Source organism: Ruegeria sp. AF5, from assembly GCF_056541905.1.
In genome coordinates this window covers 519,972-544,652 of the sequence record NZ_JBQFYZ010000001.1, presented here as the reverse complement: position 1 = coordinate 544,652, position 24,681 = coordinate 519,972, and the positions used below count along the sequence as shown (strand labels likewise).

The following is a 24,681-nucleotide window of genomic DNA, read 5'->3' as shown; positions in this document are numbered from 1 at the left end:
GGGGCCGGGGAGGGTCAAGAGGGAAATCGCCCTAACCGGGGAATTCTTTCACGGGCTCTTTCACCGGGTCCTGCAAGGGCGTCTGACGGAATATCGTGGTGTCCACCGTTCTGCGGATAAACGCGGCGCATATCTCCGGTTCTGTGATCAGGATCATATGACCCAGACCGTCAAGCTCTTCATAGCTCAGACCATATTCGGTCATCGGCGGCCCGTGAAGGGCAGGGGACAGAAGCGCATCCTGACTTCCATACAATATCCCGCCGGGGACCGACAGCTCGGGGTATCTGGCCACCAGCGCATCGCAACTGGCATCCAACCCGATAACGTCCTGCGAGGCCGTGACAAAGGCCGACGGGCGCAGCCCGAGTGCACCACCCGCACGGTCCAGAAAGTCATTTGGTGGGGTTTCAGGATCAAATGCCACGCCCAGACTGTGCGGCGCCGTTATTGAGGCCATGGGCACTGCAATCGTGTTGGCAATCAGGCTGCGCAGCCATTTGGTCCGGATCTCGAGCGGTTTGAAGATCACCGGTGTTTCAGGCACCCTGTGCGTTACTGGTGCCAACAGAGCGAGGCCGGATACCCGCTCGGGGTGGTCTAAAGCCAGCGCCAGCGACACCGCACCTCCCAAAGAATGCCCCACCAGCACAACCTGATCCATACCCTTGGTTTCAAGAAACTCAGCAATCATCGCGGCCTGCTGCGGCAATTGTGCGAGCTCTGCCGTATCCCGGGTTGAATATCCGCAACCGGGGCGATCCAGCGCGATGACGTGGAAATCCTGGGCCAGTTGATCCGCCAACGCATAGGTAAAATGCTGTAACTGCCCAGCCAGACCGTGAATCAGAACGACCGTCTGCGCGTCCGGATTGCCCTTTTCCACATAGTGGATGCTGCCGCCCCGTACGGGCACGATCTGGCCCATCTGCGGCACGGTTTTTAGCCCCTGACGGGTTATCCGCCGGGTCCACAGAGCCATGGCCAGAAGAAAGACGGCAAAGGCCGCAATCAGGCTAAGAAAAAATGTCATCTAGCTGTCTCCGGTCCTTACGGGGTTGTATTGCTCCAATCCCGAATGTGACATGCGTTTCTGAAATTCGGCAACTGTTCCGGGCCAAAGCGTCGTGTTTTTCCCGTCCGCATCAATGTACCAGGATGTGCAGCCTCCGGTCTGCCAGACACTGTCCGCGTGGCGGTCCTGCATTTCCTGTGTAAAGGCCGCCTGTTTCGCCGCATCGGGGGTGATCACCGACAGTTCCTTGCGTTGCATCTCGCTCAGAACCCGGCCGATATGCCCGACCTGGGCTTCGATCATCAACACGACCGAATTATGCCCAAGCCCGGTATGAGGCCCCAGAAGGATGAAGAAGTTGGGAAAACCGGCTATCGCCGTGCCCAGATGAGCAGACATCCCGTTTGTCCAGGCCGACCGCAGCGTTAGCCCATCTGTGCCAGTAATATCCAACCTCTCTACGACATTGGTAACCTGAAACCCGGTGCCCCAGATCAGCGAGTCTGCCTCTGCCCTGGTGCCATCTGACGCGAGGATGCTGTTGCCATCGATACTGGCTACGCCGTGCGGAATGACGCTGACATTGTCGCGGGCCAGCGCCGGGTACCAGTCATTTGAACTGAGAATGCGTTTGCACCCAATTCGATAGTCCGGGGTCAGAATGCGCCGTTCTTCGGGGTCGGCAATCGCGCCTTCCAACGATTTTCGCCACATCTTCAGAGCAAAGTTCATCGCGCGTTCCTCGCCCCTGAACACGCGGTGACGAAACTCGAAGAACATGAAAATCAGTTTGCGCCGGATGCGCGGAAGCAGGGGAAGGTAGGCATATAGTTTGCGCACCCAAGGTGCGATCGGGCCGTCAGGGCGCGGCATGACGTAAGGCGCGCTGCGCTGAAAAACGGTGACGTGGCCCGCAACCTTGGCAATCTCGGGCACGAACTGAACGGCTGACGCCCCGGTGCCGACAACAGCCACATGCTTTCCGGTCAGATCGACGGTGTGATCCCATTCGGCCGAATGAAAACAGGGGCCGGGAAAACTGCCCGCGCCAGGAATGTCCGGAATGCTGGGATGATGCAGTGCGCCGATGGCCGAGACCAGAAACCGGGCCGACCAGAACTGGCCATCCATGGTTTCGACCTGCCAAAGCGTGCCATCCCATTTTGCCGATTTCAGCGCCTGCCCAAAGTGGCAAAGATCATACAACGCTTCCTGATGCGCGACATTTTGCAGATATTTCTGTATCTCTGCGCCACCGGCATAAGCGCGGCTCCAGTGCGGATTAGGGTGGGTTGCCATGGAATACAGATGCGAAGGCACATCGCAGGCGACGCCGGGATAGGTGTTCTCGCGCCACGTGCCACCGATATCTTCGGCCTTTTCCAGAATGGCGATATCTTTGATGCCACGCTTGCGCGCCTCAAGCGCCATCGTCAGACCCGAGAACCCGGCACCGATGATCAGCATCTCTGTCGTGTAGTGCATTGAAGCGCCCCTCCTGAAACAACTTTATGGATATCTGTTGCAGATGTCTGCACGTGATTGGCAGTGAAGTAGGTCACACAAGGTAAAATGACTGAACGACCTTACGTGAACAGACATGGCGAAAAACCGTCATCAGGGCGGTGTCGCTTCCTGCAAACACATATCGCAATCAGAGAGGTGAACGGCGCGTAATTCCGTCAGTCTGATTCAAAACAGGAGGATTGCCCCTTGTCGACCCGTACTCTTACACGCGCTGGTGGGCGTTCCGCGCGCCGCGCTCTTCGCACAGCGCCGAACTTCGACATGCTGCCGGGTCTGACCCGCGGCATCCCGCATTGCGAAGTTATGGACGGAAGCCAGGTTGAGGCTATCGACAAGGCCGCCATGGATATTCTTGAGAACGTCGGTGTCCAGTTCCGCGACCCGACCGCAGTGGAAGACTGGAAGAAAGCGGGGGCAAAGGTCGAAGGAGAGCTGGTCTTTCTGGACCGCAACATGGTGCGCGAGCTGATCGCGACCATTCCGGCGCAATTCACCTATCACGCGCGCGATCCGCAAAAGAACCTCGCTCTAGGCGGCAAGCACTCGATCTTCGTGCCGATGACCGGCGCGCCGTTTCTTCGTGATCTTGACGACGTGCGCCGGAACCCGACGCTGGACGATCTGGCGATGTTTCACAAACTGTCGCACATGATGCCCGCATTGCACAGCTCGGCCCATCATATCGTCGAACCTTACGACCACCCGATCAGCCAGCGGCACCTGCGCATCACTTATTCGTCGATGAAATACTCGGACAAAACGTTCATGGGCATGACCACCTCGCCCCGGAATGCCGAAGACGTGATGGACATGTGCGATATCCTTTTCGGCCAAGGGTTCATTGATGACCACCCGGTTACAACGGGCAACTGCAATGGCAACAGCCCGCTGGTCTGGGATGAAACCATGCTGGGTGCAATGCGCGCCTTCTGCCGCCGGAATCAGCCGGTTTTGTGCTCGCCCTTCGTTCTGGGCGGTGCCAATACGCCCGCATCGGTACCCGCAACCGTGGCACAGCTAACCGCCGAGGCGCTTTCGGCACTGGCTTATACGCAGGTGATCCGCAAGGGCTGTCCGGCGATTTGGGGGCATTATCTGTCAACCGTTTCGATGAAATCCGGTGCGCCGATGGCAGGGACGCCTGAAATCAGTCTGATGAATTTCATGATTGGTCAGATGGCGCGCTTTTACGATGTGCCATGGCGCACCTCGAACACGCTGGGCGGGGCCAAGACGTTTGACGCGCAGGCCGGGTACGAATCCGCCACAACTCTGGGCGCTGTTCTGCATGCAGGGGCCCACTACATCTGGCATTCGGCAGGCTGGAACGAGGCGGGGATGCATTGTTCGGTCGCCAAGTTTGTTGTGGACGCGGAACAATGCGCGATGGCCTATCGGATGGCGGAGGGGCCTAAATGGCATGATTTTGACGAAGGCTTGGCCGCAATTCCGGATGTGGGTCCCGGCGGGCACTATTTGGGGCATCCGCACACCCAGGAGAATTTTCAGACGGCTTTTTTCATGCCCGAACTGTTTGACAACAACTCGATCGAACAATGGGTGGCGGAAGGTGAAGTTGAAATCACCGAACGCGCTCTGAAATACGCGAGGAAGCTTTTAGCCGAGTATCAGGAACCAAAGTTGGACGAGGCCAAGAACGACGCCCTTCTGGACTATATCGCCCGCCGTGAGAGGGAAATTCCGGCAGCAGATGAGTTGAACCAGACTTACTGACGGTCAAGTTCATTCCTTACCGGACCGCCACTCTTTCCAGATTAGATAGCTGTTGGCGGCAAGCGAGGCGAATGGCTCGGGCGGCAAACGCGGCAAGTCCGGTTGCGCCAGAAAATGATCGGCGATGTCAGACTGCTGGTCCAACAACAGTTCAGCGATGCCCATGCCTTGCAGTGTTCCCCGTGCAATGCCCAGACCGTTCTGACAACAGGCTGAGTAGACACCGTCCTCAAGCTCGCCGAACGCAGCCGATCCATTGCGGCTGAGGCAAAGCATCCCGGCCCAGCGATGTTCCATCTGCACATCCGGCAGATGCGGGAAGCGTTCCCTAAACTTTCGGTCATGCACCCAGCCTGCATTGCGCAGTCGCATTGGACTGGTCTCGATTGTTGGATGAAAGCTGGAGCAGGTGCGGATCAGGATGCGATCCCCATAGCTGCCGGAAATGCGCCGTACTGACGTCCCCATCGGGTTCGCTGGCGTCACCGACCAGCGCGACTTCCCGCCTAGTGTCTTGATCTGCGCCTCGTTCAGCGGGGCTGTGAGCGAGGCGTAAAGGCAAATGTGCATCAATTGCCGCTGGTAGAACCCAAAGCTCTCCAGGTGGCCGTTATTGGCCAGAATTATCCGCCCGGTGCTCACCTTGGCCTTGTTGGTGCTGACCACCCAGCCTGCGCCTTGTTGTTCCAAACCGGTGACGGGTGAATGCTCGAACACTTCGATCTGCCCGGCCAGACGGGCGGATAGCGCACGCACATAAGCCGCAGGCTGAATCATCACTGTCCCCGGCGCATAAAGTCCCGAGGTATAGTGCGGGCTGCCCGTGACCTCTTGCATCTGCTGCTGATCTAAAAGCTTATGCGGCTCGCCCAGTTTGGTCAGGTGCGCGGCAAAGGCGCGGTTGTGCGCGTCGCCCGCTTTGGTGGCGGCGGCATTGTATTTGCCGCAAGGGTCGAACATTTCCTGTGGCAGCCCGCAATCCGAGGCCACTTCGGTCGCAAAGGCAATGGCCTTGCGGTTCAGCGCAATGGTGGCGCGATCTGCCTCTGATCCCTTGCCTGCGTAGTTGTCCGAGGCCAAGTCATGGGGCAGGTCGATCATAAACCCGGAATTTCGGCCTGCCGAGCTGTCCGCGAAGCGGCCGGCTTCCAGCAGAACGATTTTCAGGGAAGGATCCAATTGATGCAGCCGCCGCGCCGCGCTGAGCCCGGCAAACCCACCGCCAACTATTGTGATATCTGCGGTCAGGTTCCGTTCCAGCACCGCCAGAGGTGTTTGGGGCGGCAGAATCGCATTCCAACCCGACGGGCCTGTCTGCCGGGGTAGCCTTTTTGCGTCATGTCGACTCAATCGACGGCCTCATCCGCGTCATCGGCCAGATCGATCCAGATGGTTTTCAACTGGGTGTACTGGTCATGCGCGTGGATCGAGTTATCGCGACCCCCAAAGCCCGATTGCTTGTAACCACCGAAGGGTGTCGTGATGTCACCTTCGCCGAAGCTGTTCACTGTCACGGTGCCTGCGCGGATCATCCGCGCACCTCGAATGGCGCGTTTGACATTGGCCGTGAAGATCGAGGCACATAAGCCATAGTCGGTGTCGTTCGCGATCTGGATCGCTTCATCGAAGCCCGAGACTTCAATTACCGACAAGACAGGGCCAAAGATTTCCTCGCGCGCCAATGCAGCGTCGTTGCCGGGCACTTCGACCACGGTGGCCTCGACAAACCCGTTGTCTGCCTTGCCACCGATCACCACGTTCTCGGCCTGATCCAGATAGCCACAAACCTTGGTGTAGTGGTCTTCGCTCACCAGTGCGCCCATGCGGGTTTCGGGGTCGAGCGGGTCGCCGGTGTTCCATTGTTTGGCGTGATGCGCGATGCGCTCCAGCAGCTCGGCCTTCACTTTCTTATGCACGATCAGGCGTGACGAGGCCGAGCAGTTTTCACCCATGTTCCAGAATGCGCCATTGACGATATGCGCCGCCACCCTGTCCAGGTTTTCGGCATCGTCCATCACGATGGCTGGGTTCTTGCCGCCCATCTCCAAGACCACCTCTTTGGCGTTGCTTTCCGCCGAATAGGTCAGAAAGCGTTTGCCGGTCACGGTTGAGCCTGTGAAGGATACCATGTCGATATCCATGTGCCGCCCAATGGGTTCGCCCACCTCGGCCCCGCCACCGGGAACGATGTTCAATACTCCGCGTGGCAAACCTGCCTCCATCGCCAATTCAGCAAGGCGCAGGGCCGTCAAAGTGGTTTCAATCGCCGGTTTCACAACAACAGAACAGCCTGCCGCCAGTGCTGGCCCTATCTTCCATGCCAGCATCAGCAGCGGAAAGTTCCACGGCAGCACCAGACCGACGACGCCGATTGGCTCGCGCACCACCATAGCGATGTGATCGTCGCTGGCCGGCGAAACCTGATCGTAAATTTTGTCAATCGCCTCGGCGTGCCACTTCAGGCAGTGGATCGTCTCGGGCACATCAACAGTTTCGCAGTCAAAGATGGTCTTGCCGCTGTCGATGCTCTCCATCACGGCCAGTTCACGGGCGTTGCGGGTTATCAGCTTGCACAACCTGATCAATATATCCTTGCGATCAGACGGATGCAGCTTGCTCCAGCGGCCATCGTCAAACGCCTCACGAGCTTTCGCGACCGCAAAATCCACATCCGCCCCATCGCAGGATGCGATATCGGTCAGTTTTTCACCGGTTGCAGGGTTCTCTGTCGCAAAGGTCTGGCCCGAGAACGACGGACGGAATGCGCCGTCGATAAAGGCACCTGTCGGCAGGCTCAGACCTGCGGCGATGGATTTGTATTCGTCCTGTGTCAGCAGATCCATGTCTCTTACCCCTCTGCCACGATGTCGGCGATTGTCTTTCTCAGCACGCGCGTCACCTGTTCCAGCGCGCGCTTGTCATCTTTGTTCAGGCCCTTCAGCGGAGGCCGCATGATACCCGCGTCGATACCGCTCATGGTGACGCCATGCTTGATGGTCTGGATAAACTTGCCGCCCTGTTCCAGCACCCGCATCAGCGGCATCATCGCTGACATGATCCGGCGCCCTTTGGCAAAGTTGCCTTCGATCACGCAGGCCTGATACAATGCCACATGTTCCGCTGGCAGGAAGTTCGAACCGCCGCAAACCCAGAATGGTGCGCCCCAGGCGAAAAACTCCAGTGCCTGATCGTCCATGCCACAGCCCAGCTGGATATGCGGATAATCCCGCGCCAACAGATGCACCCGGTTGATATCGCCCGAGCTTTCCTTGATGCCGCAGAAATTTCGGCTCCGACCCACGCGGTCAAGGAACTCTTCCCCCATCATTGTGCCGGTACGGTGCGGATAGTTGTACAGCATCACCGGCAGGTCGGCGGCCTTGTCGATGGCCAGCGCGTTCAGCGCGTTTTCGCGATCCGTCGGTACCGAATAGGGCGGGCTTGCCAACAGGATGGCGTCCGCGCCGATGTCGCGCGCGCCCGCGGCCAACGCAATTGAGTCCGAAGTCAGCATCGCGCCCGTGCCAACCACCAAGGGCAACCGCCCTTTCAGGCGCTGATGCGTGAATTTGGCCAGTTCCAGCCGCTCCGGCACGGTCTGGGCATAATTCTCACCTGTGGATCCGCCGGAAATCAGGCCGTGCACACTATTTTCGATCAGGTATTCGATCACGTCGGACAGGGCGTCCCAGTTCACGCTGCCATCGTCGTGATAGGGGGTGACCACAGGGGTATATATCCCTTCAAACTTGAAAATCGGGTTCATTCCGTCCTCATGCGGGTTTCGAAAATGGTGGGATACCCATCGGCACATCCAGCGCGTCAGGCATCACGAACATCCCGATCTGATCCCGGGACAGGTTCCAGTGATCCTCGGCCAGTTTCGCCGCCGCGGCTTCATCGCGTGCCTCGATGGCTGCGATGATCGCGTCATGCTGTTGGCTGGCCAGCGACAGGTTTTCGGACATTTCAACTGTCTGTGGCCGGTAGAATGTCATGCCAATCCGTGCATGATCGATCAGCAGCCGGTTGAATGACGGCAGCAGGTAGACATTGCCGGACATCTCTCCAGTCACGTCATGAAAACGGTTGTTGGCAAGTGCGCGATCTTCGGCCGACCCTGAACGAAGGGCAGCTTTGAATGCTTGCTGAGCCGCTTTCAGTTCTTCGATTTGCGCGTTAGTCGCGTTCACTGCCGCCAGACGCAGGATGGCCCCGTAAACCATCGGCGCGGCAAGGAAGAAATCGCGCAGTGTGGTGTAGGACATTTCCGAAACACGGGCACTGCGGTTTTTTCGCAGATCCAGATAGCCTTCGCCAGCCAGTTGACGAAACACTTCGCGCAGAGGCGTGCGCGACAGGCCGAATTCATCGGACAGATGCGCCTCATCCAGATCGTCACCTGGACGAAGGCGCAGCGTCAGGATGGACATCTTCAGGTGTTCTCTGAGCGCATTTTTGCGCGACTTGGCTTCGTCTTTCATCCTTTGGCCTCACTATGTCCTGTGGCCGCCGCGTTCGAATCGCGGAGGTCACAGTTTTGTATTTCTAAAAAATACAACTTGTATACAAAAAAATCTCGTGCAGCATGGATGTCTGCAAAATAGACTCACGTTCGGGCGTCGGCCCAGTTTGGAAATGGTCCTGCTCATGCCTCAGACGCAGCACTTCGCCTTCATCCTGGTCGAGGAGTTTTCGCACCTCGCCTTTTCCTGTGCGGTCGAGCCGCTGAGAATCGCCAACCTTGTAAGTGGCGAAGAGCTGTATCGCTGGTCATTTGTATCCGAACAGGGCGAGCAGGCCGTGTCTTCCAATGGGTCCGTCACCCTTGTGCATTCCGGACTTGAGGAACTGTCCAAGTGCGATCAGCTCTTTGTTTTGTCGGGCATTCACATGCGTGACCACGTGACCCGTTCCCTTCTGGCCACACTGCGGCGCGAACGAGCGCGTGGAACGCGGATCGGGGCATTGTGTTCCGGCGCGTGGCTGCTGGCCGAGGCCGGGTTCCTCAATGGTATGCAGGCGGCGATCCATTGGGAATACCACGACGCGTTCATGGAAGCCTTTCCGGATATCAATCTGGTGCGCAGCGTCTTTGTCGCCGACGAAAAACACATTACCGCATCAGGTGGGACCGCGACCGCAGACCTGATGCTGCATCTGATTGAACGCGACCATGGCGAAGAGCTGGCCACCGATGTTGCGGATCAAATGGTCTATAACACGGTGCGTAATGCGACCGCCAAGCAGCGCGTTTCGCTGCAATCGCGCAATGGAATGCGCAATGCCCATCTGGCAAAGGCGATAGACATTATGCAGGACAGCCTGGAAACCCCAGTTTCCCCATCCTTCATTGCAGACAAATTGGGTATTTCCACCCGTCAACTTGAACGGTTGTTTGGCAAATACTTAAACACTTCCCCTAAAAGGTACTTTATGGAAATGCGGCTGGAACGGGCCCGGAAGCTGCTTTTGCAAACCGAGGCGTCGGTCACCGAAGTCGCCGTGGCCTGCGGCTTCGAAAATCCGGGTCATTTCTCTAGGGTGTACAGATCCAGTTTCGGCATCACGCCGCACGCGCAACGCAACAAGATCAACTGAAAAAGATGGGTTGCTGGTTCGCGCTTACCGGCGGGGGTGCCGCGATCTGTTGGCCTCGAACTGGCCTGATCTGGCACCCCCTGATCCTGCCGGGATACCCCCTCGTTAAAAACTGGACTAGTCAACAGACCGGCAGGATTACCCACCAATAAATCTCGATATAGGCATAAGTATATCAAGAACTTGTCATCCAGAGATTTGTTGTGCCCTGTTTCGTTAATCTACCGTTAATTTAAGGCTCAGATTGAGGCTTTGATTGTGGGTAATCTGCAATATCGACATGCGGTCGCCGCAATCTGTTCAACCTGATGGCGTGTCGTGATTTGTGTCAGGCCTCAGAGGTTTCTAAAAGGAATCTGTTTCACGGTTCAAAACAAGTAGTGAACATATCACTGAGGTTTGGTCGACCCACGCTCGGACAACGCGCCTGCCGATCATCTTTGAAGGCAAAAAACGAACGAATCCAATCCAGGTCAGAATCAAGACAGCATTCGACGGGCAACTTGACGGGTTGTGAGGAAACCCGGGTCAAGATTGCGCGCCGTTGGAATATGGCTTTGAGGCCGTAGATTGTACGTATCTGGCATGCTGCGCTGACGACACTGATATCCAGTACGACCAGAAGCGATCGGAAGCCGTCAGTCCAGATGATAGGACAGAAACCGTTCTGTCCCGCCGGTACTATACCCCCACTGTGCTTTGACACCGAAAACTTCTGAAACGGTTTCCAAAGACAGGGCATGTTCGGGCGGGCCAAGAGAGACCAGCCGCCCTTTTGACAAAACAGCCACCCGGTCACAGGCCATCGCCTGATTCAGATCGTGCAGCGCCATCACTGTCGTCACTTTTAGAATTCGAACACAGTTCAGGATCGACAGTTGGTGATGAATGTCCAGATGGTTGGTCGGTTCGTCCAAAAGCAAGAGTCCCGGTTGCTGAGCCAAAGCGCGTGCGATGTGCAGTCGCTGGCGCTCTCCTCCCGACAATGTCGCCCATTCTCTGTGTGCCATATCGGCCATTTCCACGGTTTGCAGGGCTTTGTCGACTTGCCAGGTGTCCTCGGCGCGCCACGGCCGTAAGGCCGACAGCCAGGGCGTGCGGCCCAGTTCGACCACGGATCGTGCAGTCACGCGTTCGGCCGTATCAGCCTGTTGTTCAACGATGGCAATCCGTTGGGCAATTTGTCTGCGCGACAAATGCGAAACGGGATGACCCGCTATGACGACTTTTCCTGAAACCGGACGTACCAACCCCGCCAGCAGGCGCATCAGCGTTGATTTCCCTGAACCGTTAGGTCCGACCAAAGCAAGTGTTTCGCCGGGCTCCACGACAAAGGATACGTCTGACAGCAAAGTCTTGCCGCGAACGGAATATGTCAGGTTTTTCGCCTCGATCTTCATCGGGCGCTCCTCTGGCCGCGCACCAGAATTACGGCAAAGGCAGGCGCACCGATCAGGGCGGTGACCACCCCAATCGGCAGAACCTGACCCGGGATGATGATGCGCGACACGATATCTGCGCCGATCAGGAAGACCGCTCCGATCAAGGCGGCGGTTGGGATAAGCCTGCGATGCCCCGGTCCCACAAGGAACCGGGCAGCATGAGGGATGACCAGCCCGACAAAGCCAATGGATCCGACGATAGAAACCATGACAGCTGTTGTAAGTGCGGTCGCAAAGATCAGGGTTGCCTGCACCCGACGTACCGATATGCCCAGCGAGGCCGCTGAATCAGAGCCGAAAATAAAGGCGTCCAGTGCTCTGGCGTGAAAGCGGCAAATGAGCCAACCGACAAGGGCCACCGGAATGGCCAGATACACATCCGGCCAGCGCACGCCGCTGAGGTTTCCCATCAGCCAGAACATGATCCCGCGCGCCTGATCGGCATTGGCGGATTTGGCGATGATGAAGGCCGTCAGCGCATTGAACAACTGAGACCCGGCAATTCCCGCCAGGACGATCTGTGCCGTCGCAGCCCGTCCGCCCCCTGCGCCAGCGGCTCGGGCCAGCAACGCGACAAAACCAAAAGCCAAAAGCGCGCCATTGAACGCGCCAAAAGACAGCGACAAGGCCCCCCCACCCAAACCAGCGATGGTTACAGCCACGGCACCCGTCGAGGCCCCGGCAGAAATGCCCAAAATGTAAGGGTCGGCCAACGGGTTGCGCAGCAAAGCCTGCAACACGACCCCTGCGACAGCCAGACCGGCACCGCAGGACGCAGCGACCAGAGCGCGAGGAATCCGGTAGCTCCAGATAATACCCTGATCAATTGGGTCTACAGGAAAGTCCGCTCCGGCCAGCTTGTTGGCCAGAACGGAGAGAACCAAATCGGGCGACAGAGAGGTTTCACCGATCATCGCGCCCGCAAGAACCGCCGCAATCAACAATGGCACGGTAAGGCACGCAGCCTTGAAACCCTGCCGTAAAATTGCGGCGACCTCGTTCACAGGTTGTTTCCGATGGTATCCAGCTTCTCGGCCAGATCCTCCAGCGCCGGGATTGCGCGGATGGTGGCGTCCATGGCCTGCGCATCCATAATGACGATCCGGTCATTTTTGACCGCATCCATCTGGCTGGTCACCGGATCAGTGCGCAGGAACTCCAGCTTTTTCAGGTAGTCGTCCGCAGCAAAGCGACGGCGGTCCATCTTGGCGATAACAATCACCGTCGGATTGGCTTTGGCAATGGTTTCCCAGCCCACTGTTGGCCATTCTTCATCCGTCTCGACGACGTTGCGGATACCCAATTTACTCATCATGTATCCCGGTGCGCCTTTCTGTCCGGCCACAAACGGGTCGCTTTCCATTTCGGGAGAGGAAAACCAGAATACGGCTGACACATCGTCCAGCTTCACGGTTTGCGCCTTGGCGACGGCTGCGGCTTCGCGGGCCTTGTACTCGGCAACCAGGTCCGTGCCGCGTTCGGATACATCAAAGGCTGCCGCCAGTTCTTCGATACCCTGATACAGCGTATCGGTCGAGAACGCTTGCAGGCGGGTGCCATCGCCGCCGACCGTATTGTCTTTGCCGATGCAATCTGCAGGCATTACGTACGTTGGAATGCCCAGTTCGTGAAATTGCTCACGCGTGGCGACGATGCCCTCGGGTCCGACATGCCATTCATATTGCGCTGCGACCAGTCCCGGCCGCTTGGCAACAACGCTTTCAAAGCTGGGATCATTGTCCGCCAGACGCTCTACCTTGGCATTCACCTCGGCATATTCAGGCAGCACCTCGTTGAACCAGACCGAAGTTCCAAGAACCTGCTCGCCCAGACCCAGCGCATAAAGCACCTCGGTCGCGGCCTGGCCGACCGTGACTGACGACGTCACTGGCGCGTCAAACGTGACCGAGTGACCGCAGTTTTCGATAGAAAGGGGAAAGTTTCCTTCGGCGGCAGCGCTGGTAGCCAGCAAGGAAAGGCCAAACAGGCCAGTGCGTAGAAACATGACAATCGATCTCCATGTGTCAATGACCAGAGAACGGGTGAATGGGCATTTACCGAAGCAACAGGCGCTTTACTGCCTGCCGTGAGCGCAGGGTAGAAAATAGACCGCCCGGCGCGTTTCTTCGGCAACCTCCCCGGACAACCCCGCCCGGCGTGTTTCGGTTTCATACCGGCAGGTCTCCTGACTGACGGGTCTTTGTCTGTCCTGTCTTCCCAGACCAAAATGGCCCAGTGACGGAAATGGACAGCGCTCGCCGCCTACAGTTGCGGGGGCAGTTCCGGTTGGCACCAAAAGGCACCTCGGATTCCCTCTTAGCCACATCGGGACCGGTAAAACGCGGGTACCTTAACACTTACCCTGCGGCAAGAAAAAACTCCGGGGTCTTTCCTATTTTCTCGCAAGAGCATGCACCTGCGCGTCTCAACATGGCGCTGATATCAGAAAAGCCGCTGAGAACGCGCCAAAATCCGGACCCAGATTCATAGTGTGTGATATTAGGGAAAATCATGGCTGGGGTGGTAGGATTCGAACCTACGATACACGGTACCAAAACATCAGATAGTCCAACTTCTAAAATTTGTTAAACCACAACATATTGATTTTCAATGAAGTTATGTGATTCGTTTTGTCATTTTTTGTGACATTGGACAGATTTGACGATGAGATTGGCAAAAAAGAAAGGGAATGTGACACGCCTACCCAAATTTGGGCATTTGCCCCGAGCCTGTGCAGTCAGGGTAGTTTATGTGACCCGAATTATAGAATATTCACTTGAAGTGAAGGGGTTGAATTAAGGATATGCTAGCCATGTACCTTCGCCGGTTCTGAAAGTACTTGTTTGCGAGCGCGTAGATCGCGTGCAACGGAACGAGTAGGCATTTTAAGTGGGTGTCCGCAAATCGTGTTTGTCAGCTATGCGGACAAAGCGGGCTTTCGTTGCAACTGAACCATCGGCAGCTATGTCCGAGAAAAAGTGGCTTTGCAATGCGTAACAACCTGATCTAATTGGGCCCCAATAGCTGCACTGAATGCCGCGACCAGCTTTCGCAGTGCCCACGGTTGTCGCCGTATTGAAACTCTAAGGATAGATCTTTTCTTCGAATTTCGGACCAACATTGGCAAACTCCAAAGACCCATCATTCAGCTCCCAAAACATCAGCCTATAGCCTTCGTGGCATTGTGTAAGATGAACTCGACGCGCCTCAGCCTTATCTGAGTGCCTAATTCTTACTGGGGCGGACTGTTTCGCCTCCACTCTAAAACTTGAAATTGCGACTCCGTCACTACCAGTGACAATTGCATAAATTTTGTTCATTAACACAGAGCTGATGGAACCCGATATACCGCCATTTTTCTTGGCTGTTGCAAAAAATGAGGATCCAAATGAAAATGGCTTTAGCGCGGTGTGATTAATATTATTTTGGGACGCAAGTGATCTGATTGCCTCTTCAAGAAACAGCTCGCTAGAAGCGGAGCTCCAGATCTTACGAGGGTCGAGCGACGCATAAAAACCTGATACCATTCCATATACCGAAACTTCCAAGCCGACATCACAATCATCAAATACTTTTGGCTCGCTTGTCTCGAACGTTTCCACACGAATTTCATTACTGGTGGCCACAATCTCTTGAGAGACACGGGGGAAAACATATGAAAGATCTTCCTGTGAGGTCCCCCATGAAAGACAGAAGTTTAGGAAAGCCTCTTTTGAAAGATCTCGCTTGGACCCATCCGGAATAGCCGCAGACAAATCCAACCCTAAGTTTGTAAATTCTGCAATTTTATCAGGCGGAGTCGGCAAGTCGCATGACGCGATCACAATCTCGTTGATGAGCTTTGCAAGCTCCTGTGGAACGACAACACCTTCACAGCCGGCCTTGTTAACTAGTTCCGTAATGTGATTTTCACTAGGAACCAAACTAGTTTCATAGAGCTTAATAGTCGCATTCAGGTCAACGTGCATTTTTACATGATTTCGATTCGCCAATTTCAGCCAAGATATAACCCTATGTAGGACTTCATTTGTAAAATCAGGGTGATCCTTCGAATCAGAAATCCAAACAAGTGATGGGTCCGCGCTGAGTTGAATTTGCATTTTTATTGCTCGTGTATTACTTGGATTTTTTTGCGATTCTTTTTCTCATTGAAGCATCTAAAATTTCTGAGGTCTGGTTGGACGACTCATCAAAAAAACCTTCTGGCCAATCCAGAACGGCCCCATACTCGGACAATTCAACCTTGCGAACGTCTTCCTCTTCGCCGCCAAAGAAGTAAATAATGGCGTCATCAAGAATGTTAGTATCGTTTTCCTGAGCAACGCGTAGTCTTAGGCGTTCAATTATGTGTTCACTATGTGTCTCCACAACCAATTGCTTGCCTTGTTTCGACGCCGTTAGGAAAAAATCGCAAAGTAACGATTGAACCCTTGGATGAAGATGGAGCTCGGGTTGTTCGAGGAGCACGACCGCTCCGGGCTTAGCAAGTAATACAGTTATGAGCACAGGCAGTACCTGACTGACCCCTACGCCTACATTTGTTAAATCTCTATGGGTAGCATCCGTCGAAGTTTTAACCTTTAGCTCATATCCAAGGTTTCCCTTGTCGGAGACCGAAACGTTAGTGGCAACACCGAGATAAGTTAGCCATTCAGAAAGAGCCGTAGTAAGAAGCGCTTCCTTTTCCAAATAGCCTGAATATCCGTTTTTGATTGATCTGGGATCAATGTAACGAATTTTTGTTTTTTCATTTAGGCTTAATACTGCGGCGGTATACTCTCCTCTTGGTCCAACATCAGTTGAGTTCGATATTTGTCGGGAAGAATATATGGGTTTGGGCTCGTCGCGAAGGGGTCCCACGTAGTGCACATGAAATTTAAAGAAATTGGATGCAATATTAGGTAAGTCTCTCACAACCTCTGGAGCTGTTCGTGTAATTAGAAGATCGGATGGGATGTTCTCTTTAAGAGCATCCGAAATTTCTTTTTTATGGGAGCGAAACACCTCTTGAATCCGTCTTCTGGTAGATGGATGAACACGACGAAGGGTCATATTAAGGGCTTGAACAGAAACACGATCCGTCAATTTGGAAAAATCCAGCTTTGAGCGTTCCGAATTTGATGTTTGCTCAGCGGTATCAAAAACACCGGTTGCCAATCTTCGAAGTATTTCCACTACAGGTTCAGGTATTAGTGTCGAGCGAGCGCGCAGAGTTGATCGTGCGTTTTCAAAGAGTTGATTTTCGATTATATTTTTAGAGTGCAATCCCCGATCATAGCGAATGAAAACTTCACTTGGAAAGAAGTTGCGCAAACCACATCCTAATATTTTAGCCCTTGGCAATTTTCGTAAAGATTGCCCTTCCGTGTATTCGTCTATTTCGCTAATCGAATACTCATTCGGGTCACGGTCCGAACCAATATGAGACGAATCGTATTTGAATTTCTTACCTCTTCCAGATGAACGCCGAACATTGAGGAAGTAATGCATAGAGCCTTCATCCTCACTCTCGTCGTCGACAATTAACGTGATATTTGCTCGCTCCAATGTGGGATGCATTTCGGTTGAAACCTTAGAGAGAGATCTCGCCGCCGAAGATAGATCAAAATCAACCTTAATCTGAGAGGGCTGCGTATCGGAATAATAATTCCCATCGAATGTGCCAGTGTCGTCGTTTTTAGCGCGAGACATATCCCAGCCAAAGCTTACTGTCTTCAGTTTCTCTGGAGTTCCACTTGGAAAGTTTCCAATATCTGTAAAGCCTCCGAGCTGGAGTAATGGACCATTTAGAGAAATAGCCCTATCCGGTGCGGAGTTCATCACTGTTTGTTTTATCAACAGAATTGATTGCAAAAGAGAGCTTTTTCCCGAACTATTGATGCCACTAAGGAGAGTAAGGTGTCTTAACTCGAATTCCTTTTTTTTAGCGAATTTCTTGAAGTTACCCACTCGCCAAACGTCGATCATATTGTTCTGCTTTCAAGTTTTGCATTGAAAGGCCTTCAGGCCCTAATAAATTATTATGCCACAATGCTTTAACGGACGACCATCCCGTAGCTATGTCGAAGTATATTTCGGATATTCAAGCATCGTAACAAACTGTCCACTTGTTTATGATGCTTTCTGAACCGCTATGCGCATCAGGTCAACCGTTGACGACACCAGATCGTTGTTTTCAGACTGCGGTATTTGAAACCAGGCGCGCGGTGGAGAATGGGTGGTTCCTGTCCACCCTGTAGTCCGCTTTCTGGCCACATTGGGCTAGGAGCTGCCATTGGACGCTAAACATGCCAACGGCGGATTAGGGCCGGACGATCATGCCGCGTTTGTGAACCCGTAATTGTGGACCAACTGCAGTTATCGGCTTAGAGGGGATATCGGCCGATGTGAGAGCGCGTCATGATGCTCGCATGACATCGGCTGGCGGCATCTCAGACAACCGAATGGATGCGGTCACCCAAACAGCTTGAAGGTATCTGTGAACAAGTCGGCGGCACATATTGAGACGTTGTTGCAATATGTGTTCGAGAGGTCTTAGCGATTCAACGCCAAGGTCAAAGTGCGCACTGGCCAACCGAGGCTACCAATAGCTAGTAGCCATGGTTGCGGGAGAGGTTATACACTGCCGACGCCTTTTGGCTCCACTTGCACAGCGTCCAATAGTGGTTTCCCTCCCTCGCAATCGTTAGCATGAAAACGCCCCTCCCCTTAATCTTTGTTTTCTCCGTCGTCAGATGACTGATCGGTTTCATCAGAGATTAACCCTCCGTCGGCTGGCGCCTTCGGCTCACTATCGTTAGGTTCATCATTGGGAGGTGGCATGAACGTCTCTGCTACCATGTTAGCTATGGCCTGCATTTTCGTTCTCTCATCACCGATTAGATGGCCATACTGTGACATGGTGAACGATGCATTGTGGTGGCCAAGCAGCTTTTGGGCCTCCAAGTACTTCCCACGAAGCATCAACTCAGATGCAAACATGTGCCGTAGTGTGTGGAGCCCCCGCTGCCTGACCCCTGCAATTCGCTGGACTCGATACCAACCGTAGTTGTTGACTTGAGAATGGTGCATTGGAAGCCCGGCTTTGGTGCAAAAAACAAAATTGTGTGAGTGGGTGGCAAGGTGATCATTTAGCCAATGTCGCGCTAGCGATCCGATAGGGACAGTGCGGTAAGCATTGGCGGATTTCATTTTCCCAACCCTGTCGCTGTCCGGTCTGCCGCGCCTGCTTTGATCGACTTTCCGACGCAAAGTAATTGATGTGAAGTCCTCAGAAATATCGCTTCGCTTGATGCCAAGAGCTTCCGAGATTCGAACCCCAGTTGACGCAATCAATGCAATTAGTGCGCTGTACTTTATCCAACTGCGCCTCACCTGCTTATTGGGATGTTCACGAAGTTCGGCGAGTGTTTGGAAGATGATCCTGACTTCTGCCCGAGTGTGCAATGACCGTGAGGCGGGTTCGCCCCTACCGTCGTTCAATTGCACTGCTAGCTTGTAGGCTGGGCTTTTGACGATGAGGTCCCTAGCCACAGCCCAATTCAAGATCGACTTGGAAAGGTCAAATGCGTGCTTGGCGGTTTGTCGGGAGGTGAACTTCTCGGTGAGCTGCCCCATGAACATGCTCATCTTGTCTCTGGTCAGCTCGTTCAAACGTACATTCCCGATGTACGGGAGTATGTGTTCGTCCAGATAATGTTGGTAGCCCTTTAATGTGGAGTACTCGAGCGGCATTTTTCCATCCCTGCCGCGCTTTGAGGCTTCCATATATTGTTCGGCGAGCTGAGAGAACTTCATCTCCCGCATGCCCGGTCCGACTTGAGAAGCGTTCATGGCATCGATTTCTCGTTTGCGTTGCTTCGCTTCAGCCAGCGACTTGAAAGTCTCCTCCTTATAATTTTCACTCCAATCACAGTACCAACGCACTCTGTACCGTCTGGAATCGCCAATGATTCTGTCACTTATACGAACGCTTTTGTTGCGCATGTCGTTGTCTCCCGTTGTTTTTTGGGGGACGCAGCCGGCCGGAACCGCGACCATGCACTATCTGTGGGGGAGGTGTGGGGCAGAAATCAAGGTAAGTATAACTTACATCTTGAGTGCTTATAAGTATCTGATTTTAAAGAAGTTTTGTGGCTGGGGTGGTAGGATTCGAACCTACGATACACGGTACCAAAAACCGCTGCCTTACCACTTGGCTACACCCCAACGGTGAGCGGCTATCTACGATTGTTGATGGCAGGGTTCAAGAGCGTTTTGCAAAAAAAGCGAGCGCCGTAAAATTTTTTTGAAGGCCCCTCATTTGGTGTCGATCAACACCGCTCCGGTACGGTTGCCTTCCTGTACCATCGCATGGGCGGCAGCGCATTCTTCCAGTGTAAAGACCTTATGTACGGGGCAGATCAATGCGCCATCAGCCAGTGCCTTGTGTAGAGTCTCTATTGCGGCGGCGCGCAAATCTGCGGGCAGCAGGTAGATCAGGACTGCCTCGAGTGTCACGGCCTTGAACATCATGGGTCCAAAGGGAAAGACAGGTGTCATATTCCGGGCAGATCCATATGCGTTGATACGGCCGTTCTCGGCGATGACGGCAATGTTGGTGTCAAGGTTCTGTCCAAATTCGACATCGACGATTCGACCAATTGTACGTCCATCATTTGCGTCGAGAATCTGATCCGAAAGGTGTTCACCGGAGTAGTCGAGAACGACATCTGCACCGGCTGCCTTGACCCGGTCAAAGCTGCGGGTGCTGGCCGTTGCGATCACATTGGCTCCGGCCCATTTGGCAAGCTGGACAGCCAGATACCCGACAGTACCCGCCCCACCATGGATCAAAATGGTTTGCCCGCGCGGCGTGCCGCCCGAGAACACTGCGTGGCTTGCGGTAAGGCCCGGAATTCCAAGAATCGCTCCGGTTTCAAGTGACACCGTCTCGGGCAGTTCTACAGCCTGAGATTCAGGCAGGGTGATGTGGCTGGCAGCTGTACCGAACGCGCGTTGCCATTGCCCGTTCCAAATCCACACGCGCTGACCAATCCGCGTCGCGGGTACGCCATCGCCAACCGCTGTGATGACTCCAGCCCCGTCGCTGTGCGGAACGATCAGCGGAAACGGAGGTTCTGTGACACCCGGTCGGGTTCCCGCGCGGGCCTTGACGTCCGAGGGATTTACGCCGGAATAAGACAACTCGACCGTGACTTCACCCGGTCCAGGCGGAACTGGGGGAATATCCTGTATGCGCAAGACATCGACAGCGTCTCCGAAGGCTGAATAGGTGACTGCGCGCATAGGGTCCTCCGTTTAGGTCGAGTTAAGCGGCGATTGGGCCGGTAACTCAAACAGCTTGTCGCGCTTTTTCGGGGCGATGCGCAACCGCGGATACCGGAAATTGTCTTTCGCCTATTCCCGAATTTCGGAAGAATCGACGCCCCAAAGGTTCGATTTCAGTGTCCAGCCACGGTATCCGCCGGCGGTGATCCTGCACCAGTCCAGCGAACAGGCTCCAAGGCGCGCCACCACTCCGGTCTCGAAATGGGCATTCACGGGCGAGGTCGGGTCGGGGCGGGCATAAACAGGCAGCATCTCGGATTCGATCAGCACCGTTCGGACGCCAGACAACAAGGCATAGTGAACCCAGCCACCCGCGCCGTCGCGGTCTTGGACCTTGCGCCAGTTGCCGTATTCGGCAGTGACCTGCAGCGGCATGCCACGCCTTTTGAATACCCAATCGATTCGGTGGGTTAGGGATGGTCCGCGCCGCACGTTCCCTTCGGCTGCCTTCATCGACACATATCGGGGCAGGGGCAGGTTGGTGACCGATCCGCGTTTGACTTCGGCATGTGCGGCGTAGGCACCGAACATGACCAGAAATGCGGAAACTACCGCCAAAGATCGGCGTTTTACCGGTCGAATACCACTCACTGACTGCCCGCTCTTATGCCTGTTGATCCGGTTTTGAAAAAAGGTCGACTCAATGCCATTGGGGTTCTTGTGCCCCGCCTTATCCTGCGCCACGATGCCATGGCGCGCGTCCGTTTGCAAAGCAGTGGGAGAGCCGAGGTGCCAAGAGAACGTTTAAGTGTTGTCGTTACGCGACGGTTGCCTGAGGCAGTAGAAACCCGGTTAAGCGAATTGTTTGACGTGCGCCTGCGCGACGACGACACCCCAATGACGCGTGAAGAATTAGTAGCAGCGGTGCAGGATGCCGATGTTCTGGTGCCTACGGTGACCGATACCATTGATGGCGGGCTATTGGGTCAGGCAGGTGAAAAACTGCGGCTGATCGCCAATTACGGGGCCGGTGTCGACAATATCGATGTGGCGACGGCGCGGCAGCGCGGCATATTGGTGTCCAACACGCCCGGTGTGCTGACCGACGACACGGCAGATATGACCATGGCCCTGATTCTCGCTGTCACACGGCGCATTCCCGAAGGGTTGAGCGTCATGCAGCAAGGCGACTGGACCGGGTGGGCCCCCACCGCGTTTCTGGGTGGTCGCATTGGCGGGCGGCGTTTGGGTATTCTGGGCATGGGCCGGATCGGACAGGCTGTGGCCTGCCGCGCCAAGGCGTTTGGTATGCAGATCCATTATCACAACCGCCGCAGATTGCGCCCAGAGATTGAGCAAGAACTAGAGGCGACCTATTGGGAAAGCCTGGATCAGATGGTGGCGCGTATGGATGTGATATCTATCAACTGCCCATCGACACCGTCTACCTTCCACCTGATGAACGCGCGCCGCCTAAAGCTGATGAAACCCTCGGCAGTGATCGTGAATACTTCGCGGGGTGAGGTTATTGACGAGAACGCTTTGACCCGGATGATCCGTGCGGGGGAAATTGCGGGCGCGGGGCTGGATGTCTACGAACAGGGAACCGGTGTGAACCCGCGCTTGCGGCAGTTGCCGAACGTGGTTCTACTGCCGCATATGGGGTCGGCCACGCTGGAGGGCCGGGTTGAGATGGGTGAAAAAGTCATCATCAACATCAAAACCTTCGAAGATGGCCACCGCCCACCGGATCAGGTTGTGCCTGCGATGCTCTGACGCGTCGGAAAGGATCATGGATGGACGTGTTTGAAGGGGGATGCCGTTGTGGAAAACTGCGCGTCACGGCTTCGGGTTGTCCTCTTCGCGTCGGGATTTGCCATTGTCTGGACTGCCGCAAACACCACGGCGCGTTGTTTTATGCGGCGGCTATTTTTCCGGCGGATGCGGTTAAGATCACCGGAAATGTGAAAGGTTATTCCGACCGGTACTTTTGCCCTGATTGCGGATCTCCGGTATTTGCCCGAAGCGGTGCCGAAGTCGAAGTGCATCTGGGCTGTCTTGACGCGCCTGACCAATTCATACCGACATATGAATGCTGGACCAAACGACGCGAGGCGTGGCTACCCGAATTTGCCGAGACAACCCGCTATGATCAGGATCGTCGCGCCGAAGAAACCGAACCATAGGGGAAATGGCGAAACTTCGCTGTGATAACACGCTGCCATGCCTGATCGTTGCAGAGGGGGCAAAATCCTTACAGGATTGAAAATAAAGATTGTATTGGAGGGTTAGAACAGATGAGACACGTTTCAGCACTGCTGCTTACTACTGCACTTGCTATTTCGACACCGGGGTTCGCGCAGGAAACAGCCGACGCCGTCGCCCCTGAGGGCGCGACAGAGGGGCAGGTTCAGGCGATGACCGACGAGGTTATTGCGGCCCTCGAAGCCAAGCTTGAAGGAGTTCCGGTCACATCCGAAAACTGGATGATAGCTGCGGCCAATCCGCTGGCGGTCGAGGCAGGGGCCAAAGTGCTGCGCGCGGGCGGGTCTGCCGCGGATGCGATGGTTGCTGTGCAGGTCGTGCTGGGGCTGGTCGAGCCGCAATCTTCTGGTCTGGGCGGGGGAGCGTTTCTGGTTTGGTACGACGCGGCCAGCGGGCAGATGACAACACTGGACGGGCGCGAAACGGCACCCCTTGCCGCTACCCCGACGCTGTTTCAGGATGAAAACGGCGAGCCGCTGAAATTCTTCGATGCGGTGGTGGGCGGATTGTCGGTGGGTACACCGGGTACGCCTGCACTGCTAGAAGAGGCGCATCGAAGATGGGGGCGCGCGTCTTGGCCCGGACTGTTTGCCGACGGTATCCGATTGGCGGATGAAGGGTTTCTTGTTTCCCCGCGTCTGGCCAGCCTTGTAGAAAACGATGCTGACCGCCTGTCGCGCTTTCCCGAAACAGCCGCATATTTCCTGCCTGACGGTCAGCCGTTGCAGCAGGGCCAGCGGTTGATGAACCCGGATTATGCCGAAACATTGCGCGTGCTGGCCAGCGATGGCGCTGCCGGTTTTTACGGAGGTGAGATCGCTGCGGATATCGTGCGAACTGTTCGCAATGCCCCAGGAAATCCCGGCGTTCTTGCAGGGGTGGATTTGGCGCTCTACCAGGTGATCGAACGTGAACCGGTCTGTGCCGAATACCGCGCCTACGAGGTTTGCGGCATGGGCCCGCCGTCGTCGGGTGCGCTGACCGTCGGGCAGATTCTGGGGATGTTGAACAGCTATGATCTTGCAGCAATGGGCGCTGAGAGCGCCGAGGCATGGCGCCTGATCGGCGATGCTTCGCGCCTCGCCTTTGCGGATCGTGGGCGGTACATGGCCGATAGCGATTTCATACCCATGCCCACCAAGGGGCTGGTTGATCCGGGTTATTTGACCCAGCGGGCAGCCTTGCTGGAAAGCGAGGTGGCCTTGTCCGAGGTCGCACCGGGCCAACCGGAATTTGACCATGCTTTGATTTGGGCGGACGACGTGTCGCTGGAGCTGCCGTCAACCTCGCATATCTCGATCGTGGACAGCTATGGCAATGTGCTGTCGATGACGACGACGATCGAGAATGGTTTTGGGTCGCGCCTGATGACAAACGGGTTCCTGCTGAACAACGAGCTTACTGATTTCTCGTTCAAGACACACAGCGACGGTGTGCCGATTGCCAACCGGCTGGAGCCTGGCAAGCGTCCGCGCTCATCCATGAGCCCGACCATCGTGTTGCAGGATGGCGAGCCGGTTCTGGCTATCGGGTCTCCGGGCGGCAGCCGGATTATCGGCTATGTCGCCAAGTCCATCATCGCCTGGGCCGATTGGGGATTGGACGTGCAGCAGGCGGTTTCCCTGCCTCATCTGGTCAACCGGTTCGGAACATATGATGTCGAGGCTGCGACTTCTGCGGAAGGATTTACAGACGCGCTTGCTCAGCTGGGTTTTGAAGTCAACGCACGCGACCTGACTTCGGGGCTGCACGCCATCGAAATCGGTGACGGGCTGAGCGGTGGTGCCGACCCGCGCCGCGAAGGGATTGCGCTGGGCGAATAGACCC

At 55.4% G+C, this 24,681-nt stretch carries 18 protein-coding genes, 1 tRNA gene, 1 pseudogene and 1 riboswitch; of the genes and pseudogenes, 5 read left to right on the top strand and 15 right to left on the bottom strand.

Annotated features, from left to right (window positions below; genetic code table 11):
* Positions 1-31: 31 nt before the first annotated feature.
* Complete coding sequence (locus ACR0DS_RS02670) at positions 32-1,033, bottom strand: alpha/beta fold hydrolase (RefSeq protein WP_480487708.1); 1,002 nt, start codon at positions 1,031-1,033, stop codon at positions 32-34.
* On the bottom strand, positions 1,034-2,500 hold the full coding sequence (locus ACR0DS_RS02665) for a flavin-containing monooxygenase (protein ID WP_480557702.1): 1,467 nt from the start codon (positions 2,498-2,500) through the stop codon (positions 1,034-1,036).
* Positions 2,501-2,728: 228 nt separating this feature from the next.
* Here ACR0DS_RS02665 and ACR0DS_RS02660 point away from each other — a divergent pair, with 228 nt between their 5' ends.
* Complete coding sequence (locus ACR0DS_RS02660) at positions 2,729-4,276, top strand: trimethylamine methyltransferase family protein (protein ID WP_480557700.1); 1,548 nt, start codon at positions 2,729-2,731, stop codon at positions 4,274-4,276.
* A gap of 9 nt (positions 4,277-4,285) precedes the next feature.
* On the opposite strand, the gene ACR0DS_RS02655 is transcribed toward ACR0DS_RS02660, so the two are convergent.
* From ACR0DS_RS02655 to ACR0DS_RS02640, 4 genes are read right to left on the bottom strand one after another with little or no spacing between them, the layout of a single operon-like run.
* On the bottom strand, positions 4,286-5,626 hold the full coding sequence (locus ACR0DS_RS02655; protein ID WP_480557698.1) for an NAD(P)/FAD-dependent oxidoreductase: 1,341 nt from the start codon (positions 5,624-5,626) through the stop codon (positions 4,286-4,288).
* Positions 5,623-7,119, bottom strand: coding sequence for an aldehyde dehydrogenase (locus ACR0DS_RS02650; protein WP_480557696.1), 1,497 nt, complete (start codon positions 7,117-7,119; stop codon positions 5,623-5,625). Before ACR0DS_RS02650 ends, ACR0DS_RS02655 begins: the two co-directional genes overlap by 4 nt.
* A 5-nt stretch (positions 7,120-7,124) precedes the next feature.
* Positions 7,125-8,042 (bottom strand): dihydrodipicolinate synthase family protein, encoded by a 918-nt coding sequence (locus tag ACR0DS_RS02645; RefSeq protein WP_480557695.1) that lies wholly within the window; start codon positions 8,040-8,042, stop codon positions 7,125-7,127.
* A gap of 7 nt (positions 8,043-8,049) precedes the next feature.
* The gene (locus ACR0DS_RS02640) at positions 8,050-8,760 is read right to left on the bottom strand and encodes a GntR family transcriptional regulator (protein ID WP_480557693.1); all 711 of its coding nucleotides are present in this window, start codon (positions 8,758-8,760) and stop codon (positions 8,050-8,052) included.
* A gap of 166 nt (positions 8,761-8,926) precedes the next feature.
* On the opposite strand from ACR0DS_RS02640, the gene ACR0DS_RS02635 reads away from it, so the two are divergent.
* Positions 8,927-9,877 (top strand): GlxA family transcriptional regulator, encoded by a 951-nt coding sequence (locus ACR0DS_RS02635; RefSeq protein ID WP_267365279.1) that lies wholly within the window; start codon positions 8,927-8,929, stop codon positions 9,875-9,877.
* 890 nt (positions 9,878-10,767) lie between these two features.
* Here the strand turns inward: ACR0DS_RS02635 and ACR0DS_RS02630 are convergent.
* The 9 genes and pseudogenes from ACR0DS_RS02630 to ACR0DS_RS02590 all read right to left on the bottom strand — a co-directional run.
* Positions 10,768-11,277: pseudogene (locus tag ACR0DS_RS02630) on the bottom strand (ABC transporter ATP-binding protein); the annotation flags it as partial.
* Entirely contained in the window at positions 11,274-12,305 is a 1,032-nt protein-coding gene (locus tag ACR0DS_RS02625) for a FecCD family ABC transporter permease (RefSeq protein ID WP_480557844.1), read from the bottom strand. The gene ACR0DS_RS02625 and the pseudogene ACR0DS_RS02630, both read right to left, overlap by 4 nt.
* A gap of 14 nt (positions 12,306-12,319) precedes the next feature.
* Positions 12,320-13,324, bottom strand: coding sequence for an ABC transporter substrate-binding protein (locus tag ACR0DS_RS02620; protein WP_480482083.1), 1,005 nt, complete (start codon positions 13,322-13,324; stop codon positions 12,320-12,322).
* A 153-nt stretch (positions 13,325-13,477) separates the two neighbouring features.
* Positions 13,478-13,670: riboswitch (cobalamin riboswitch) on the bottom strand.
* 732 nt (positions 13,671-14,402) lie between these two features.
* Positions 14,403-15,419 carry a hypothetical protein gene (locus tag ACR0DS_RS02615; RefSeq protein WP_480557691.1) on the bottom strand — a complete coding sequence of 339 codons (1,017 nt, stop codon included), beginning with the start codon at positions 15,417-15,419 and terminating at the stop codon, positions 14,403-14,405.
* A gap of 16 nt (positions 15,420-15,435) precedes the next feature.
* Positions 15,436-17,286, bottom strand: coding sequence for an AAA family ATPase (locus ACR0DS_RS02610; protein ID WP_480557689.1), 1,851 nt, complete (start codon positions 17,284-17,286; stop codon positions 15,436-15,438).
* 741 nt (positions 17,287-18,027) lie between these two features.
* Positions 18,028-19,305 carry a tyrosine-type recombinase/integrase gene (locus tag ACR0DS_RS02605; protein ID WP_480557687.1) on the bottom strand — a complete coding sequence of 426 codons (1,278 nt, stop codon included), beginning with the start codon at positions 19,303-19,305 and terminating at the stop codon, positions 18,028-18,030.
* 147 nt (positions 19,306-19,452) lie between these two features.
* Positions 19,453-19,527, bottom strand: a tRNA-Gln gene (locus tag ACR0DS_RS02600).
* 90 nt (positions 19,528-19,617) lie between these two features.
* Complete coding sequence (locus tag ACR0DS_RS02595; RefSeq protein ID WP_480545799.1) at positions 19,618-20,607, bottom strand: NADPH:quinone reductase; 990 nt, start codon at positions 20,605-20,607, stop codon at positions 19,618-19,620.
* A 111-nt stretch (positions 20,608-20,718) separates the two neighbouring features.
* Complete coding sequence (locus ACR0DS_RS02590) at positions 20,719-21,180, bottom strand: SH3 domain-containing protein (RefSeq protein WP_480486491.1); 462 nt, start codon at positions 21,178-21,180, stop codon at positions 20,719-20,721.
* A gap of 198 nt (positions 21,181-21,378) precedes the next feature.
* Here ACR0DS_RS02590 and ACR0DS_RS02585 point away from each other — a divergent pair, with 198 nt between their 5' ends.
* From ACR0DS_RS02585 to ggt, 3 genes are all read left to right on the top strand, one after another.
* Complete coding sequence (locus ACR0DS_RS02585; RefSeq protein ID WP_480557842.1) at positions 21,379-22,365, top strand: 2-hydroxyacid dehydrogenase; 987 nt, start codon at positions 21,379-21,381, stop codon at positions 22,363-22,365.
* Positions 22,366-22,385: 20 nt separating this feature from the next.
* Complete coding sequence (locus ACR0DS_RS02580) at positions 22,386-22,775, top strand: GFA family protein (RefSeq protein ID WP_480482077.1); 390 nt, start codon at positions 22,386-22,388, stop codon at positions 22,773-22,775.
* 111 nt (positions 22,776-22,886) lie between these two features.
* The gene (gene ggt, locus ACR0DS_RS02575) at positions 22,887-24,677 is read left to right on the top strand and encodes a gamma-glutamyltransferase (RefSeq protein WP_480557685.1); all 1,791 of its coding nucleotides are present in this window, start codon (positions 22,887-22,889) and stop codon (positions 24,675-24,677) included.
* Positions 24,678-24,681: the final 4 nt, after the last annotated feature.